This window comes from Streptosporangium album, assembly GCF_014203795.1.
GTDB classification, from domain to species: Bacteria; Actinomycetota; Actinomycetes; order Streptosporangiales; family Streptosporangiaceae; genus Streptosporangium; species Streptosporangium album.
Genome location: NZ_JACHJU010000004.1, coordinates 242,025 through 258,183, shown reverse-complemented (window position 1 = coordinate 258,183; position 16,159 = coordinate 242,025). Strand labels below are relative to the sequence as shown.

General features: G+C 69.0%; 17 protein-coding genes and 1 pseudogene. 11 read left to right on the top strand and 7 right to left on the bottom strand.

What is annotated here, in order from left to right:
• The first annotated feature begins 26 nt into the window (after positions 1-26).
• From FHR32_RS35050 to FHR32_RS35015, 8 genes are all read left to right on the top strand, one after another.
• A complete protein-coding gene (locus FHR32_RS35050) occupies positions 27-2,972 on the top strand; it encodes an AfsR/SARP family transcriptional regulator (RefSeq protein WP_312882841.1) in 2,946 nt (981 codons plus the stop codon).
• 78 nt (positions 2,973-3,050) lie between these two features.
• The gene (locus tag FHR32_RS35045) at positions 3,051-3,239 is read left to right on the top strand and encodes a hypothetical protein (protein WP_184758822.1); all 189 of its coding nucleotides are present in this window, start codon (positions 3,051-3,053) and stop codon (positions 3,237-3,239) included.
• A gap of 115 nt (positions 3,240-3,354) precedes the next feature.
• The gene (locus FHR32_RS35040) at positions 3,355-3,885 is read left to right on the top strand and encodes a MauE/DoxX family redox-associated membrane protein (RefSeq protein ID WP_184758821.1); all 531 of its coding nucleotides are present in this window, start codon (positions 3,355-3,357) and stop codon (positions 3,883-3,885) included.
• 59 nt (positions 3,886-3,944) lie between these two features.
• Positions 3,945-4,454, top strand: a complete 510-nt coding sequence (locus FHR32_RS35035) for a hypothetical protein (RefSeq protein WP_184758820.1) — start codon at positions 3,945-3,947, stop codon at positions 4,452-4,454.
• Between the two features lie 50 nt (positions 4,455-4,504).
• A complete protein-coding gene (locus FHR32_RS35030; protein WP_221466667.1) occupies positions 4,505-6,325 on the top strand; it encodes an ABC transporter ATP-binding protein in 1,821 nt (606 codons plus the stop codon).
• Between the two features lie 197 nt (positions 6,326-6,522).
• On the top strand, positions 6,523-6,717 hold the full coding sequence (locus FHR32_RS35025) for a site-specific integrase (RefSeq protein ID WP_184758818.1): 195 nt from the start codon (positions 6,523-6,525) through the stop codon (positions 6,715-6,717).
• 251 nt (positions 6,718-6,968) lie between these two features.
• On the top strand, positions 6,969-7,922 hold the full coding sequence (locus tag FHR32_RS35020; RefSeq protein ID WP_184758817.1) for an MBL fold metallo-hydrolase: 954 nt from the start codon (positions 6,969-6,971) through the stop codon (positions 7,920-7,922).
• Entirely contained in the window at positions 7,919-8,830 is a 912-nt protein-coding gene (locus tag FHR32_RS35015) for a DUF2867 domain-containing protein (RefSeq protein WP_312882840.1), read from the top strand. Before FHR32_RS35020 ends, FHR32_RS35015 begins: the two co-directional genes overlap by 4 nt.
• A gap of 209 nt (positions 8,831-9,039) precedes the next feature.
• On the opposite strand, the gene FHR32_RS45160 is transcribed toward FHR32_RS35015, so the two are convergent.
• Positions 9,040-9,372 (bottom strand): sigma-70 family RNA polymerase sigma factor family protein, encoded by a 333-nt coding sequence (locus tag FHR32_RS45160; protein ID WP_246468299.1) that lies wholly within the window; start codon positions 9,370-9,372, stop codon positions 9,040-9,042.
• Positions 9,373-9,890: 518 nt separating this feature from the next.
• A complete protein-coding gene (locus tag FHR32_RS35005) occupies positions 9,891-11,261 on the bottom strand; it encodes an aspartate aminotransferase family protein (protein WP_246468297.1) in 1,371 nt (456 codons plus the stop codon).
• 2 nt (positions 11,262-11,263) lie between these two features.
• Between FHR32_RS35005 and FHR32_RS35000 the strand changes: the two genes are divergently transcribed.
• Entirely contained in the window at positions 11,264-12,235 is a 972-nt protein-coding gene (locus FHR32_RS35000; RefSeq protein WP_221466666.1) for a LysR family transcriptional regulator, read from the top strand.
• Positions 12,236-12,257: 22 nt separating this feature from the next.
• Here FHR32_RS35000 and FHR32_RS34995 read toward each other — a convergent pair whose 3' ends face one another.
• From FHR32_RS34995 to FHR32_RS46885, 4 genes are all read right to left on the bottom strand, one after another.
• Positions 12,258-12,548 carry an aldo/keto reductase gene (locus FHR32_RS34995; RefSeq protein WP_184759025.1) on the bottom strand — a complete coding sequence of 97 codons (291 nt, stop codon included), beginning with the start codon at positions 12,546-12,548 and terminating at the stop codon, positions 12,258-12,260.
• A gap of 2 nt (positions 12,549-12,550) precedes the next feature.
• Positions 12,551-12,775 (bottom strand): ATP-binding cassette domain-containing protein, encoded by a 225-nt coding sequence (locus FHR32_RS46315; RefSeq protein WP_221466665.1) that lies wholly within the window; start codon positions 12,773-12,775, stop codon positions 12,551-12,553.
• On the bottom strand, positions 12,772-12,894 hold the full coding sequence (locus FHR32_RS47790; RefSeq protein WP_512700856.1) for a permuted SH3 domain-containing protein: 123 nt from the start codon (positions 12,892-12,894) through the stop codon (positions 12,772-12,774). The genes FHR32_RS46315 and FHR32_RS47790 overlap by 4 nt, the downstream gene beginning before the upstream one ends.
• Positions 12,895-13,265: 371 nt before the next feature.
• The gene (locus FHR32_RS46885) at positions 13,266-13,481 is read right to left on the bottom strand and encodes a hypothetical protein (RefSeq protein WP_184758816.1); all 216 of its coding nucleotides are present in this window, start codon (positions 13,479-13,481) and stop codon (positions 13,266-13,268) included.
• 53 nt (positions 13,482-13,534) lie between these two features.
• Here FHR32_RS46885 and FHR32_RS34980 point away from each other — a divergent pair, with 53 nt between their 5' ends.
• Positions 13,535-15,253, top strand: a complete 1,719-nt coding sequence (locus FHR32_RS34980) for an ATP-binding SpoIIE family protein phosphatase (protein WP_184758815.1) — start codon at positions 13,535-13,537, stop codon at positions 15,251-15,253.
• A gap of 38 nt (positions 15,254-15,291) precedes the next feature.
• On the top strand, positions 15,292-15,957 hold the full coding sequence (locus FHR32_RS45145) for a hypothetical protein (protein WP_246468295.1): 666 nt from the start codon (positions 15,292-15,294) through the stop codon (positions 15,955-15,957).
• An 11-nt stretch (positions 15,958-15,968) separates the two neighbouring features.
• Here the strand turns inward: FHR32_RS45145 and FHR32_RS47430 are convergent.
• Positions 15,969-16,088 (bottom strand): annotated as a pseudogene (locus tag FHR32_RS47430) (transposase); the annotation flags it as partial.
• Between the last annotated feature and the right edge of the window lie 71 nt (positions 16,089-16,159).

Here is a 16,159-nt window from a genome sequence, read left to right as displayed (position 1 = left end):
CCGACGCCGGGGCTGGCGAGGAAAGGATGATCTTGAGGTTTCGACTCCTTGGGCCGATGCGGGTCGAGGTCGACGGTTCACCCGTACAGATCACGGCACCGAAACAACGCACCGTCCTCGCCATGCTGCTCGCACGTGCCGGGCACGTCGTCCCGGTCCGTTCACTGGTGGCCGAGGTGTGGGACGAACGACCGCCCCACTCGGCGGTGGCGAACCTGCGCACCTACCTCATGCAGCTGCGCAGGCTGGTGCCTTCCGCCGATGATCCGGCCGACGAGCGGCTGGTCACCACGGAGGCCGGCTACCTGCTGCGGGTCGAGCCGACCGAGTTCGATCTCTCCCAGTTCGAGGCGCTGTTCGCGTACGGTCGCCAGGCGCTGGCCCGCCGGGACCTCGGCACCGCACAGGACGCGTACGCCCGAGCTCTCGCACTGTGGCGAGGGACGGCGGCCGAGGACGTGCCGCTGGGGCCGGCCCTGCGGGAGGTGATCGCCCGTCTCACCGACCAGTATCTGAGCGCGGTGGAGGAGCACACGGAGATCCAGCTCATGCTGGGCGGGCACACGAAGGCGGTCAGGCGGCTGCGCGAGCTGATCGGGCAGCATCCGCTGCGGGAGCGGCTGTACGGCCAGCTGATGGTGGCGTTATACCGGTGCGGCGACGTGGTCGGCGCGCTGGACGTATTCGGGATGGCTCGCCGGGTCCTGGCCGAGGAACTCGGGCTCGACCCCGGACCGGACCTGCGCCGGCTACAACAGGCGGTCCTGCACCGGGACGCGGATCTGATGTCGCCGGACAGGCCACCGACCGGCGGGAACACCGTGGTCGCGGGAGCCTCGGACGGGCGCCTCAGGCCACGTCAACTGCCACGGGAGCCGACGGTGTTCGTCGGCCGGGCGACCGAACTCGCCCGGATGCTCACAGTGCTGCGTGGTCATCCGGAGGCGGGTGCCGAACCGCCGGTCCTGGCGCTGCACGGCCCCGGCGGGGTCGGCAAGTCGACGCTGGCGCTGCGGGCGGCGTACGCCATGGCCGATCGCTACACCGACGGCCAGCTCTACGTCGACCTGCAGGGATCGAGTCCGGGCCTGCCGCCATTGCAGCCCGCCGAGGTGCTCGGCCGCTTCCTACGGGCCCTGGGAGTGCCGCACGGCGACATCCCCGCGGCGCCGGCGGAAGCGGCCACCCATTACCAGTCTCTGCTGGCCGACCGGCGAGTCCTGATCGTTCTCGACAACGCCGTCGACGCCGCCCAGGTCGCGCCGTTGGTGCCGGCGAGCGGCGGCTGCGCGGCGCTGGTCACCAGCCGGGCGGCGCTGACCACCATGGAGGCCGTGCAGGTCGCCGTCGAGGTGCTCGACGAGGCGGACTCGGTGCGGATGCTCGCGCAGCTGGCGGGTCGGTCGCGAGTGACCGCCGAGGCCGGGGCGGCGGCCGGCATCACCCGCCGGTGCGGTTATCACCCACTCGCGTTGCGCATCGCCGGCGCCCGTCTGGCTGCCCGCCCCGATTGGTCACTCGAGCGGTTCGGCGAGCGGCTGCGGAGCCGGCAGCGTCGCCTGGACGAGTTGCAGGCCGCTGACCTGGCCATCCGATCCTGCTTTGAGATCAGCTACGAAACGCTGAGGAGCGGCGTGAGCGCGGCGGCGCGCGCCTTCCGGCTGTTCGGAGTGCTCGATGTGCCGGAGGTCAGCCTTGAGCTCGCCGCCGCCCTGCTCGACGTCGAGCCGAAGGTGGCCGAGGCGGCGCTCGACGAGCTGACGGAGGTTCGCCTGCTGGAGCCGGTCGGCGACGGGCGATTTCGCATGCACGACCTCCTCAGGCTGTTCGCCGCCGAGCTGGCCGTGGCCGAGGATCCGCCGACTGATCGGGTACGGGCCGTCCGGCGCGCATTGGACTGGTACCTCGATCTGTGTCGGCAGGTGAGCGACCTGGTGGAACCGCACTTGCGGCCAAAAGTGGGCCCGCCGGACGGACGGGACACAGGCGTGGCCTTCCGGAGCCCCGCGGAGGCGGTGCGCTGGTTCGAAACCGAGGTGCCGTGCCTGGTCGCGGCCGTCGCCCAGGCGGCGACGGGGGAGCCCGAAATCGCTCGCTTCGTCACCGATCTGATGCCGCTGGTCAGAGCTCGGGCGACGAAGTGCGGCCACTGGCGGGAGCTTGAGACCATGACCCGGCTCGCCATCGAGGTGGCGCGGCGGCATGGTGACAGGACCGGTGAGGCGTTCACACTGACGACGCTGGGGGTGGTGGAATGGCGCACCGGCCGGATCGACGCCGCTCGCGACTGCCTGCACCGCGCCCTCGAACTCCGGCGCGACCTGGGCGACCAGGAGGCCGAAGGGCTGGCGCTGCACAACCTCGGCTGGCTGAGCATGCGCACCGGTGATCTCGATGACGCCCTCGACCACATCACCGCGGGGCTGCGGCTGATCGAGGCACACGGGTCGAACCGGACCGGCATGGTCAGGCACAACCTGGGCGAAGTCCTGCTCCAGCTCGGCCGTTCGCCAGAGGCAGCCGATTGCTTCGAACGGTGCCTGTCCGTCCGGAGGGCGGACCGTGACCTGTTCGGGGAGAGCATCACCCTGGCCGCGCTCGGCCGTGCCTACTGCCTGCTCGATCGTCGCGGCGAGGCACTGGCCACGTTCGAGGACGCGCTGAGCCGCTGCCGGGAGACCGGTAACCGGGAGGACGAGTGGGAAGTGCTGCTCAGCAGGTCCGAGATCTGGCTACGGCACGGTGATCCTGCCGCGGCTGTGGCCGACCTGGCCCAGACGCTGGAGCTGACCGCTCAGGTCGGTGACATCTACGGCCAGGCCGCCGCCACCCGCCAGCTCGCCAGGGCGCGTGCCGCGCTGGGCGACTCGCATGCGGCGGCGGAGGACGCCCGCAGGGCCGAGGACCTCTTCGCGACACCCGGAATGCGGCGCGATCCGGTGCTGGAGATGCTGCTCACCGCCCGGTTATAGCGCGGCTGTATCGGCGGCTGTATGCCCCCAAAATAGCGTTTCGGCTGCCCACATCGCTCGATGAAGGACTGAACCCACATGAACGTTCTGGGAAAGCTCGGCGACCACCTCCTCGAGAAGCTGGTACCGAAGGCGACCGCGAAGGCTGACGCTTCCTTCTGGCAGACCTGCGCCTGCTACGGGACGACCAGATACGCCCAGCTCTGCTACATCGTCGGCGGTACGACCGGCTGCTCGGGCGGCTGCGTGAAGCACGGAAGTTGCTGACCGAGTCGAGCCCGTAGTCCGGACTCCGAGCGTGTTTCGCGGATCCTCACCGCACGGGGATCCGCGAAACACGCCGGACGGTACGACTCGTGAGACGGTGAAGATGCTCTATCTGATGATCACATGCCAGGCGTTGCTGGCCGGCGTCTTCGTGATCGCGCTGGCGGGCAAGGTTCGCGGGCGGGCGGCGCTCGACGAGTTCGTGGCCTCGATCGTGGCCCTCGGGATGTTCCCGCGCGCAAGGTCCGTGGTGGCGGCGTACGCCGTGCTGGGGGCGGAGGCCGTGGTGATCCTCGCACTCGTGCTGCCGTACACCCTGCTTCTGGGCTTCGTGGCGGCGACGGCGTTGCTCATCGTCCTGACCGCCGGTATCTCGGCCGCCCTGCGACGGGGACGGCGCGCGCCGTGCCGGTGCTTCGGCGCCTCCGTCACCCCGCTGGGCCGGACACACGTGGTGCGCAATCTCGTTCTGACGGCGGTCGGCTGCGTCGGGCTGGCGGCCGGTGCCGCCGCCGGCGACGCCGGGTCCGCGGCGCACCCGGCCGGTGTCGTCCTCGCGCTGGCCACCGCCGCCGTGGGCGCCCTGATCGTGGTGCGCCTCGATGACCTGATCGGCCTGTTCTCCACTTCCGTCTCGCCGCGCTGACGTGCGAGGCGTGCCGGTCTGATGTCCCTAAGCCTGATGTCCTCAAGTGAGGTTGTCCGATGACTTTCCTGATCGCCGCCGTCGTGCTGGTCGGCGTGCTCTGCGTCTTCGACCTGCTGCTCACCTTCGCGGTACTGCGCCGCCTTCGCGAGCACACCGCCGAGTTGGCACTCCTCGCCGGACAGTCGCGATTCGCTCCTTACAACCCGGGAGTCCTGGTCGGACGCACCTTGCCCCAGACCGACACGGACGGCGTCGACCGGCCGCAGCTCGTGGCGTTCTTCGACGTGAACTGCGATGCGTGCCACGAACACGCGCCACAGTTCGCCGTCGCGGCCCGCACCTACGCCGCCATGGCGGTCGTCTCCGGTGGCGGTCCGAGGGCCGACGACCTCCTCGAGGCGGTTGGCGGCGTGGCGAGCGTCATCACGGCCGAACGCGCCGACAGCCTGGTGAAGGCGGTCGGCATCGAAGCCTTCCCGACATTCCTGCGCGTCGGCCCGGACGGCACGATCGTGGAGGCGCAGACGGAGCTTTCGGCCCTCGCCGAGATGGCGCCGGCGAGGTGACGACATCTCCGGCCTTGGCCGCGAAGCCAGATGGAGGTCGGCTGCGGCGGATGCTGCGAGCCGTCGGCACGGTGACGTCACTGTGCTGGCGGGCCGGACCCGGTCTGGCGGTGTCCCAGTTGGCGGTCACCGTCGTCGGCGGCCTGCTGCCCGCAGGGACCGTGTGGGTGACGAAGCTTCTCATCGACACGCTGGCGACCGGTCGCCCCGACCACGTACTGCTGCCGGTCGGCGGCCTCACCGCCATCGGGCTGGTCTCCGGGGTGTTGCCGCAGCTCATCATGTACCTGCGGGCCGAGTCGGAGCGCAGGCTGGATCGTCTGATGCAGGACCGCCTGTACACGGCGGTGAACCGATTCCAGGGCCTGTCGAGGTTCGAGAATCCGGCGTTCCTGGACGGGCTGCGCCTGGCCACCCAGGCTTCGGGAAGCATGCTGGCGCCCATCACCTCGGGGCTGTTCGACATCGGGCGCAATGCCATCACGCTGGTCAGCCTCTTGGCCGCCTTGGCCGTGCTGAGCCCGCTCATGGCGGGACTGGTGGCGCTGGCGGCGATTCCCGCCCTGGTCGCCCGGATGTCGCTGGAGAAGCGGCGGATGATGATGATCGCCGGGCAGTCCACGTCGATCCGGCGGCAAATCTTCTACTCCTCCCTGATCACCGATGTGCAAGCCGCGAAAGAGGTCCGGCTCTTCGGGCTGGGCGGCTTCCTCAAGGACCGGATGTTCGGGGAACTGGCCACCGTCCAGGCCAGTGAGCGGCGGCTGGACCGGCGGGAGGCGCTCACCCAATCGCTGCTCGCGGCGCTCTCCGCCGCGGTCAGCGGCGTGGGGTTGATCTGGGCGGTGTACGCGGCGGTGGACGGCCGGTTGACCCTCGGCGACGTGACCGCGTTCGCCGCCGCCGTGGCCGGAACGCAGGGTGCGCTGATCTCGGTGGTGGAGAACGTGGCCAACGCCCGTCAGGCGCTGTCCCTGTTCGGTTACCACGAGCAGGTGACATCGCTGCCCGACGATCTGCCGCCGCCGTGTCGCTCCACGGAGGGACCGGCCGCCATGCTGCCTGCGCTGCGGCGGGGCATCGAGCTGCGCGATGTGTGGTTCCGATACGACGAGAGCCACCCGTGGGTGCTGAGGGGAGTCGACCTGACGATCCCGCACGGCGCGTCGGTCGCGCTGGTGGGGCTCAACGGGGCCGGCAAGAGCACTTTGATCAAGCTGCTCTGCCGGTTCTATGATCCGTCCCGGGGGGCGATCCTCTGGGACGGCGTGGACCTGCGCGCCGTACCGCCTGCCGAGCTGCGCGCCAGGATGGGCGTGCTCTTCCAGGACTACATGAGCTACGACCTGACCGCGGCGGAGAACATCGGGGTGGGGGAGATCGAGGCTCTGTCCGACCGCGTCAGGATCCAGGCCGCCGCCGGGATGGCGGACGTCCACGAAATCGTCGAGGCGCTGCCCCGAGGCTACGACACGCTGCTGAGCCGGATCTTCTTTGGGGACGAGGAGGAGGATGACGCCCAGACCGGGGTGCTGCTCTCCGGAGGCCAGTGGCAGCGCCTGGCCCTGGCCCGCACGATGGTGCGCGAGCAGCGCGACCTGCTCATCCTCGACGAGCCCAGCTCGGGCCTGGACGCGCAGGCCGAGTACGAGATGCACCGGCGGCTGCGCGAGCATCGCATGGGGCGCACCAGCCTGCTCGTGTCGCACCGGCTCGGCTCTGTCCGCGACGCGGACCTGATCGTCGTACTCGGCGACGGCCGGATCGTCGAGCAGGGAACGCACGACGACCTCATGGCCGCAGGCGGAGGGTACTCCCAGCTGTTCGAGGTGCAGGCCAGGGGCTATCGCGAGGATGCTGGCGTTCAGTGACCGCGTGCGAGGCGGGTCGCCATATCGGTTGATCTCCGTCCCCGGGCCGGGCCCTACGCACATGCGCGAGGACTGGTTGTCCGGGCTGTGGTGGCTGGTGGCGCTGCGCGGCCGGACTGCGCTGGCTGGACGTCGACCTGGAGCGGCGTGAGCTCACGGTCGCGCACCATCTGGTGCAGACCGACGATGGTTTGATCTTGTGTGAGCCGAAGAGCGTGGCCAGCCGGCGGGTGATCGCGCTGGATCCGGAGACCGTGCGGCTGCTGCGCCGGCAGGAGCTCGTTCAGCGGCGGCTGCTGGGGGAGCGGTGGTCGGAGACGTCTCCGGTCTTTACCCCCGGAAACGGGGCGGCGGTGCAGCCGGACTCGCGTGGCTATGAGGGGTCCCGGTAGTAATCGCTGCAAAAGCAACGGAAATGCTGGTCCGAGCCTCGGCGAACGGTCTTCCAGGGCCAACCTTGGAAGGACTCCTGACCGGAAAACTCCACGGTCAGATAGGTACGGCGAGATAGCCCCTCGGCGGTGACGGCTGGGGGCTCTTTCCCGCTGGTTCGCGACCGCTGGTGAGGCTGGTCAGGCGGTCGCCGGGGCGAGGGTGACGTCGTGGCCGATCCCTCGCCGATCCGGCCGCCTTCCCCGGCTGGTTGCGAGACGGCGACGTCGTCGAGCTGACGGTCGAGGGGCTGGGCCGTACCCGCCAAACCGTTCGCGCGTCCGCCGCGCTGTACCCGCTGACGCCCCGGCACAACCCCGACCGCCGGCCGCCACGCCCGCGCGTCAACCGCGCCCCATCGAAACTGCCCTACACCCGCGGCCTGCACGAGGTCGGCACGGGCGTGTGGGCTTGGCTGCTACCCGACGGCGGGTACGGCTGGAGCAACGCGGGACTGGTCGCGGGCGAGGGCACCTCCCTCCTGATCGACACCCTGTTCGACCTGCCGCTGACCGCCGAAATGCTCGGCGCCATGCGATCAATCACTGATCGGCACCCGCTCACCCACGCCGTCATCACCCACTCCAACGGCGACCACACCCACGGCAACCAACTGCTGGGCGAGCACGTCCAGATCATCGCCGCGGAGGCCACCTGCACAGAGATGCAGCACGAGATGCCTCCGGAGATGCTGACCGCCATCCAGGTCATAGACATCGGCCCCGCGACCCCCTACTTCCGCGAACGCTTCGGCGCCTTCGACTTCAGCGGCATCCGCCTGCGGCTGCCCGACCTGACCTATGACGGGGAGCTGACCCTGGACGTCGGCGGCCACGAGGTGCGGGTGATGAACCTCGGCCCCGCCCACACCGGCGCCGACACGATCGTCCCCGGCCACGGCCCGGTGACCGACCCCGACGGGATTCGCGCGGTGCGTGGCTACCTCACCCACGTGGTCGAGCAGGCGGACGCCGCCCACGCCCGCGGCCTGTCCTTCTCCGAGGCGGTCGAGGCGGTGGACCTCGACAAGTACGCCACCTGGCTGGACGCCGAGCGGATCGTGGTCAACCTTCACCGCCGCTACCGCGAACTCGACCCCGCCGCCACACCCCAGCTGGACCAGATGACGCTGATGGCCATGATGGCCGAAAGGGAGCTCTCGTGAACCTGCCGAAGACCGCGCACACCTCCCACCCGTGGCGCATCCACGAACTCACGAGTGACTTCGCGGTCGAGGATGTGTGGTCGTTCCGCACTCCCGGAGCCGGGCCTAACGACTTCCCGACGATGCTCGCAGCGATGCGAGCTGCCGGCGGACCCGTGAAGTGGCGCATCCACGAACTCACGAGTGACTTCGCGGTCGAGGATGTGTGGTCGTTCCGCACTCCCGGAGCCGGGCCTAACGACTTCCCGACGATGCTCGCAGCGATGCGAGCTGCCGGCGGACCCGTGAAGCAGCCCTGGCTGGTGAGGTTCTTGTTCGCCGTTCGGTGGAAGCTCGGCGTACTCCTCGGCTGGGATAAACCATCAGCGGGCGTCGGTGCGCGGGTTGCCTCGCTCCGCGACCGCCTGCCCCGCGACGTCCGCGACGCTCCCCGCGGCCCAGACAACGAGAGCATGCCCCTCAAAGCGATCTACGAGCTCGACATGGAGTCCGCACGCGAGCTGGCGAACAAGACCGTGCACACCGTGATGCATCTCGGCTGGGTTCAAGGAGCGAACGGCGACTATGAGCTGCGGATGGCCGTCCTCGTCAAGCCCAACGGATGGTTCGGGCGGCTCTACATGGCCGCCATCGCGCCTTTCCGATACCTCCGGGGTGGCTGTGCCCGCCGGGATCGGCTGGGGCCTCGCAACGTGGTGCGTGTTAGGCGGCGTCCTTCTTGTGCCATCCCCGTTCTTCGCCGGGATCATCTCCGGGGCACTCATCATCTTGGCAGCGCGGAAGAAAGATCGGCCGGGAGCAGCCCGAGACCGGGAGATGGACCTGGCGTGATTCGCGCCCGCCGGCGGCGGTGGGGGAGCTCGGCGGAATCCGGGGCCGAAGAACAACGGACCGGAAACGTGCGGTAGAGCCAGCGCTGCTGGCCAGGCTGCGGTGCGATCGATTGCCCAGGCGTCCGCTACTGGGCCCACGTGCCCGAGCTTGTCGGGGTTGATCACCGAGCGGATCGTCTGGATCTGCCCGTCGAGTACATCGAGCGCCAGGGTGTGGAGCACTTTGCCGTCCCGGTCACGGAAGATCGCGCCCGGCTGGCCGTTGACCTCGTGCGGCTCGAACGTCACGTCGATCCGGGCCATCCGGGGAAGACGGCGGCAAGCAGCCGAGCCACATTCTCGGCGCCGATGACGGCCCTGGCCAGCTGCGGGGCCTTGCCGCCGCCGTCGCCGACCATCGATACGTCGGCGGCGAGCAGTTCCTGCAGGCCGGCGACGTCGCCTTCGCGGAGGGCGTCAAAGAACCGCGACGCCAATTCCTCCCGCTCTTTGCGGACCGCTTCGAAGCGCGGCCGCCCGGCCTCCATATGCCGCCGCGCCCGCACCAGCAGCTGCCGGAACGCCGCCGCGGCGACCTCGTCGAACCCGAAGCCGAACACCTCCCGCAGCACAAACACCGCCCGCTCCAGCGGGCTGAGCCGCTTAGTGTTCGCGAGTTCGCCGAAGCCGGGCAGTCGTGTTGGCGCAGCAGGCAGGAGAAGGAGCGGGCTCCAACCTCGTGGCGGCAGTTCGACACAGTGGAAGCCGATGGCGGCACCAGAGAGACAGCAATGATGGATCGGAGCGTTGGGCTCCCCCGAAGGTTTTCGGAACCCATTGTGGTTATTCCGTGACGCTAAGTAATATTTGGTGCTAGCGTAAGACTCAGTAGTGGCATGGCTCACGCAGCTAGCGGATCACCTCGATGCTCCTTGTGACCGCTGCAGTGGCCAAGTTGCCATTGGCTCCCACCAGCGCTGAGGTGGGCCGCTTTGTGTCCTGATACGGCCCGCCAGATCGGAGGCAGGCGTAGATGCCCTCTTTCACCCCTGATGCAGACCACGGTACGACGCCTGAGCCCGAATCGGAGCAGTACCTTGAATCCCTGCACGAGCTTCGAGGGCCGACGGCGACGGGCGTGGGATACTGATTCACATCACCTGGCGGCGGCGTCGAGCACGGCTTTGAGAGACGCCTCGAGGATGTCCACGCCGGTGTGTAGTTCGTCGTCCCTGATCGTGAGAGGCGGGGCGATGCGGAAGATGCCGCCCATCCCAGGTAGCTGGACGATGTTCATGTGCAGACCTCGTTCGAGACAGGCCGAGGTGATCGCGTTGCCCAGTGCATCGGCGGGCGCCTTGCTCTTCCTGTCCTTGACGAGCTCGACACCTTGGAGCAGGCCACGGCCGCGAACGTCACCGACGACTTCGTAGTTGTCGCGAAGCGCCAGCAGTCGGTCGGTGAGCTGATCGCCCAGCGTCGCAGCACGCTCTGTGAGGTTCTCGCGGTCGATGACGTCAAGGACCGTCAGCGCGACGGCAGCCGCCAAGGGGTCGGAGACGTGGGTGGTGTAGAAGAGGAAACCCCGGTCGTGGCAGACCTGCTCGATTTCGGCAGTCGTGACGACGGCCGCCACAGGCAACCCGGCTCCCAAGGTCTTCGACAACGTCAGGATGTCGGGTGCGACCCCGTCGCGCTCGAACGCGTACATCGCTCCGGTGCGGCCGAGACCGGTCTGCGCCTCGTCCAGGATGAGCAGCATCCCGCGTTCGTCACACATCTCTTTGAGGCGACGCAGATACCCGGGGGGCAGGTCGATGATCCCGCCTGAGGACAGGATGGGCTCGATGAGGCAGGCGGCGAGACTCCCGGCGGATTGCTGGTCGACCTGGGCAAAGCCGTAGGCGAGCTCAGCCTCCCAGTCGTGTGACCCGTCGGAGGATCGGAACGGCGAACGATAGGCATTCGGCGCGGGCAGCGCGAGGTTTCCCGGTGTCGGGGGACCGTAGCCGCGCCGCCCGGCGGAGAAGGTCGCGGCAGCGGCTCCTTGGGTCATGCCGTGCCAAGAGCGGTCGAAGGAGACGATCTCAAAGCGGCCGGTGGAGAGCTTGGCCATCTTGATCGCAGCCTCGTTCGCCTCGGCTCCTGTGGTGAGCAGCAACATCTTGCCGAGTGTTGAGGGCAGGGTCGCGGTGAGCCTGTGGGCGAGCTCCAGCACGGGAGTGCTGAGCATGCCGCTGAAGAGGTGGTTCAGCGACGCGACCGCGGACGAAACCGTTGCCACGATATCCGGGTGCGCATGGCCGAGGATGGAACTCATCTGCCCTGAGGTGAAGTCGAGAATCGGCGTGCCCTGGCGATCGAAGACATACGCACCAGAGGCACGTTCGATGACCCGCGGGGTGAAGCCGGCTCCGTAGCGGATCAGGAGGCGGTCCGCCTCGTCCCAAAACGTCGTGTCCATCGCCAACCCTCTCTCACCGCGCCCGAGACGACGCCGAATGTCCTGCTTGATGCCATCTTCCATCGATGGCAAAGCTCGTAACAAGCAAACAAATGCGGCTCATCATTCGGCATTGCCTTACCTTTGATGCCATGCTCAACCCGCAACGTCTCGCGATCTTGTGCGCAGTCCTGGCAGCTGGGTCGATCAACAAAGCGGCGCGGAACCTCAGCTACTCTCCCGCGACGATCAGCCAGCACATGACCACCCTGGCGAAGGAAACCGGACTAGTCCTTTTCGAGAAGCAAGGACGCGGTATCAGCCCCACCGATGCCGCACGGCACCTGGCAGATCAAGCTCAGTCGCTCCTCGCCGACTTCGGACGCCTTGAACGAGTCGTTGCAGACCTCCGGGGCGGTCAGTCGCAGCATCTGGCGATCGCCTGCTTTGCTTCTGCGGCCGAGCGGTGGATCCCAGAGGTCGTGCGGACCGTTCGCCGACACCACCCGAACCTCACCGTCGAGATCAGCCTCAACGAACCCGTCGATGGGCGCGGCCGCCGACGACCAGACCTCGACATCCGGACTGAGCCCGCCAACGGAGCCGAAGTACACCTTGACGGCTACCAGCGTCATGAACTCACCATCGAGGAGCTCGTCGCCGTGCTCCCCGGTGCCCACCTCCTCGCCGATGCCCGCGAACTCGCTCTCCGGGACCTCGAAGGTGAGCCCTGGATAGATCACGACATCTACGACAGCCCGATCGGACAGATCATCTTGACCGCTTGCAGGGCCGCCGGATTCACGCCGCGCTATGCCGCCCGCTTGGACGATCACCGGGCGGCGCTGCGACTTGTGGAGGCGGGCATCGGCGTCACCGTCCTGCCGCGCCTGGCCGTTGCGGAGATCCCCGACGGAGTCGTCGCCAGGCCCGTGGTTCGCCCCACCGTCTTGCGGCGCATCGTCGTCCACGCCCGCCAGGATCGACGCCGCAGCGACCTCATCGCCCGCGCGGTGGCACAGCTTCGCGACAGCGCCCGCAAGGTAGAACCCGCGTAGCACGGAGGTGTGAGGCGGCGACTCAGCTGAAGTCGCCGGGCCCCACCGCATCAGGGGCGGGCCCGCCTCGCACCCCGGTGTCGATCGCATCGATCGCCGCGACCTCGTTGGCCGTGAGGGCAAAGTCAAAGACGTCGAAGTTCTCCGCGATGCGGTGCGGGCGGACGGACTTCGGGATCGCGGACAGGCCGTGCTCCAGATGCCAGCGCAGGACGACCTGGGCCGCCGTCCTGCCGTGCCGGGCGGCGATCTCGGTGACTGTGGGGTGATCGAGCGGGTTCCTGGCCGCGTTGCGCCCGTCCTCCCAGTACATGTTCACCCCGCCCAGCGGGGACCAGGACTGGGTGACGACGCCGAGCCGGCGGTCGGCCGGTCGAGGGTGCCGATGAGGTTCAGCAGGGTGGACTTCCCGGACCCGCTCGGGCCCACGACGGCCACAAGCTCGCCCTGATCGATGGTCAGGCTCACGCCCGCGCAGGCGAGGACCGCCGGCTGACCGTAACTGCGCTCGACGCCGTCGAGCCGGATGATCTCGGTCATAGCTTCGGGATCACCACCTTCTGCCCTGCCTCCAGTCCGTCACCGGAGATCTCGACCCGGTCGCCCGCGAAGAGTCCCGTCGTGACAGGGACGCGGCGGACCGAGCCTTTCGGGCCCACGACTTCGACGCCGAAGTGCTCGTCGTCGAGGTCCGTTTCCGGGCCGCGCCCGAGAACAGCTGACGGCCGGCGTGGAGCGCGGCTGCCGTGCCGACCGTCGGACCGCGCCCATTCTGACCATTCACCACCGCGCCCGTTCGGCAGGCTTGGTGGGGTCCGCTGCTCGGATCAGGTCATGTGGTGTGGCTGGCCGTGCGGTACCGCGCCCTGACGGAGACGAGAAGGACGGCTGCGGTGGCCCGTATGACACTTGTCATGCGTGAGTCGTGCGGAACGCCGACGAAGTCGTTACGGACGACACTGGGGAGCGAACCCGTGCGGCGGGAGTGTGGAGACATGACTACGATCGCCCCGATTCTCCAACAGGTTCCTCAGGTCCTGCCGCCCGAACGCCACACGCGGATCGGAATGCCGTTCCACTCAAGGGTGAGCGACGCCGCGGTGGTCCGCAGCCGGCCCCGCCGGGTGTTCCGTATCACCGTGTCCTCTCCGGTGAGAAGCGCCGGATCGGGCGAGACCTTCTCGCCTTCGTGCTCCTGATCGGCGGAATGTGCGGCAGCGTGGCGGGCCGGCAGGGCGGCGGTCAACCTCCCCTTATGTGTCCCCTCCGGTCCGGGTCCGAGCGGGGCGACGAGCCCGCATGACCGGCAACGTCGTGATCAACCCGCATTCTCCCGAGCGCAGGCGGCTGAGCAGCCCCGCCTCGACCAAGGAGCAGCTCGCCCTGCTCAACGAGGCCAGCCGTACCATCGGCAGCACCCTGGACCTCGGCCAGACCGGCCGTGAGCTGATGGACGTGGCGGTGCCCCGCTTCGCCGACGCGGCGGGCGTCCTCGTGCACGAGCGGCTGGTCGTCGAGGGCGAGTTCCCCGCGCGCCCGGCCGACGGCTCGCCGCTGGTGCGCCGGATCGCGATGGGCCTCAGCGAGCGTGCCGACGACTACCAGGCGGCCTTCCCACCGGACGAGGTGGGCGTCCACCCCGCCTGGTCGCCGCAGGCGCGCTGCATGGCCACCGCGCAGCCGATCCTGTACCCGCGGATGGACGCGATGACCGCCAGGAAGCTGGCGATCGCCTGGAAGCGCGACATCATCGCCTCCCTGCTGGAGGACAGCTCGTTCCTGGTGGTGCCGTTGCAGGCCAGGGGCAGGGTGCTCGGGTTCGTGGTGTTCACCAGGAACGCCGGCAGCTCGCCGTTCCACGAGAAGGACGTGAGCCTCGCCGAGGAGCTCGCCGCCCGCACCGCGCTCTGCCTGGACAACGCACATCTGTACGACCGGGAGCGGCGCACCGCGCTGACCCTGCAGAGCAGCCTGCTGCCCAACGAGCTGCCCACGCCGCCCGGCCTGGAGATCGCCTCCCGCTACCTGCCGGCCAGCGACCTGACCGGCGTCGGAGGTGACTGGTACGACGTGATCCCGCTGCCCGGGCACCGCACCGCGCTGGTGGTCGGCGACGTCATGGGCCACGGCACCCGCGCCGCGGCCACCATGGGCCAGCTCCGTACGGCGGCGCGCACCCTGGCGGGCCTGGACCTGCCGCCCAACGAGGTGCTCTACCGGCTCAACCGGATGACCCAGGACCTCAGCACGACCCAGATCGCGACCTGTGTCTACGCCACCTACGACCCCATCTCGCATACCTGCGCCATCGCCCGCGCCGGGCACGTGCCGCCGGTGCTGCTGCGGCCCGACGGGCGCACCGAGCTGATCGAGCTGCCTCCCGGGCTGCCGCTCGGCATCGGCGGCGACCCGTTCGAGATGCGCGAGCTGACGCTGCCCGCGGGCAGCGTGCTCACGCTGTACACCGACGGGCTGGTCGAGAGCAGGGACCGGGACCTCGACTCCGGGATCAGCGACCTGTGCCGGCTGCTCGAATACTCGCACCGGGACCTTGAGGACCTGTGCGACGCGACCATCGCCACCCAGCGGCCCGGCGACGAGCGAGACGACATCGCGCTGATGCTGGCCAGGGTGCACGACCTGTCGCCGTCGGAGTATGTGACCTGGACCCTGCCCTTCGACGCCCGCTCGGCCGGGGAGGCCAGGCGGCTGGTGCGGTCCACGCTGCGCGCCTGGGGGCAGACGTCCGTCCTGGAGGTGACCGAGCTGATGGTCAGCGAGCTGGTCGCCAACGCGGTCAACCACGGCACCGGGCCGATCGAGCTCAGCCTGCTGCGCGGCGCGACCCTGCTGTGCGAGGTGGCCGACCGCTCGCCGCAGCGGCCCACCCGCTTCCAGCCCACGCAGGAGGACGAGTCCGGCCACGGCCTCAACCTCATCGACCGCTTCTCGCACCGGTGGGGCAGCCGGCCGACCGCCATCGGCAAGATCGTGTGGTGTGAGGTGCAGCTACCGTGACAGGGTCGTAGAACCTGAGAAGAGGGGAGGGCGGTCGCATGGCCGTGGAGGTGGTGAGCGCACGCCGGTTCGAGAGCTACGTGCGCTGGTCGACATACGCCGTCGTCTCCACCCCGATCTCCACTCTCCTCGGCGGCCTCGCCAGCGCCCAGCCGCTCACCACGGAGAACGTCGCCGTGGTGAGCGCTGTGGCCGTCGCCACGTTGGCACTGGTGTGTTGCGACATCGCGGTCAGCCGATGGAGCTTCAATACCCTCGAAGGACGCGGCAAGCGCCTCCCGATCGCTCTCCTCGTCACGTGGCTGCTCCTGCTCGCCGCCGTCCTAGCGGGGACCGTCGTCCTCCCGATACCGGCCATGCGGGTGGCGGCGGCCGCTGCGATCGCCTCTGCGGCCGCGAGCATCGTCCCCATCCTCAACGCCCGCCGCACGCTACTTCGAAGAGTAGGCCTTGTCGCACATCACGACGGCCGGCCGGGTCCGTGGACGACCCTGCCCACGGCGTGGAACGCGGACCTGGCTCATGACCTGCTGGAACATGATGCCGTCATGGCGCTGTCCGGCGCTGTCCGGTGCGCCCGGTTGACCGTGGAGTCCACACTCGTCGTCCACTGGTCGCCTTCGGCCTCGTCGCAGCCGGCCCGAAGCCGATCAAGGATGTTTTCCCAGGTTCCATCGATTGACCAGCGGCGATGGCGCCCGTAGACGGTCTCCCAGCGCCCGTAGCGCTCGGGAAGATCACGCCAGGGCGACCCGGTCCGCGTCTGCCGCAGAATTCCGTTGATCACGGTTCGGTGGTCCGCCCACCGGTGCCCCTGAGGCGGATGGGCCGGCATGAGCGGTTTGAGGAGGAGCCACTCCGCGTCGGTCAGGTCATGGCGATCTTGCACCATGATCTTCTATCGCA

Bases quoted from the DNA above. Each gene is read 5' to 3' on its own strand.
- FHR32_RS45145 (WP_246468295.1), top strand. From the start codon at position 15,292: ATGGCCGTGGAGGTGGTGAGCGCACGCCGGTTCGAGAGCTACGTGCGC.
- FHR32_RS35045 (WP_184758822.1), top strand. From the start codon at position 3,051: ATGAACGTTCTGGGAAAGCTCGGCGACCACCTCCTCGAGAAGCTGGTA.
- FHR32_RS35005 (WP_246468297.1), bottom strand. From the start codon at position 11,261: ATGGAAGATGGCATCAAGCAGGACATTCGGCGTCGTCTCGGGCGCGGT.
- FHR32_RS34980 (WP_184758815.1), top strand. From the start codon at position 13,535: ATGACCGGCAACGTCGTGATCAACCCGCATTCTCCCGAGCGCAGGCGG.
- FHR32_RS35030 (WP_221466667.1), top strand. From the start codon at position 4,505: ATGCTGCGAGCCGTCGGCACGGTGACGTCACTGTGCTGGCGGGCCGGA.
- FHR32_RS46315 (WP_221466665.1), bottom strand. From the start codon at position 12,775: ATGACCGAGATCATCCGGCTCGACGGCGTCGAGCGCAGTTACGGTCAG.
- FHR32_RS35000 (WP_221466666.1), top strand. From the start codon at position 11,264: ATGGCAAAGCTCGTAACAAGCAAACAAATGCGGCTCATCATTCGGCAT.
- FHR32_RS35050 (WP_312882841.1), top strand. From the start codon at position 27: ATGATCTTGAGGTTTCGACTCCTTGGGCCGATGCGGGTCGAGGTCGAC.
- FHR32_RS34995 (WP_184759025.1), bottom strand. From the start codon at position 12,548: ATGTACTGGGAGGACGGGCGCAACGCGGCCAGGAACCCGCTCGATCAC.
- FHR32_RS35035 (WP_184758820.1), top strand. From the start codon at position 3,945: ATGACTTTCCTGATCGCCGCCGTCGTGCTGGTCGGCGTGCTCTGCGTC.
- FHR32_RS35040 (WP_184758821.1), top strand. From the start codon at position 3,355: ATGATCACATGCCAGGCGTTGCTGGCCGGCGTCTTCGTGATCGCGCTG.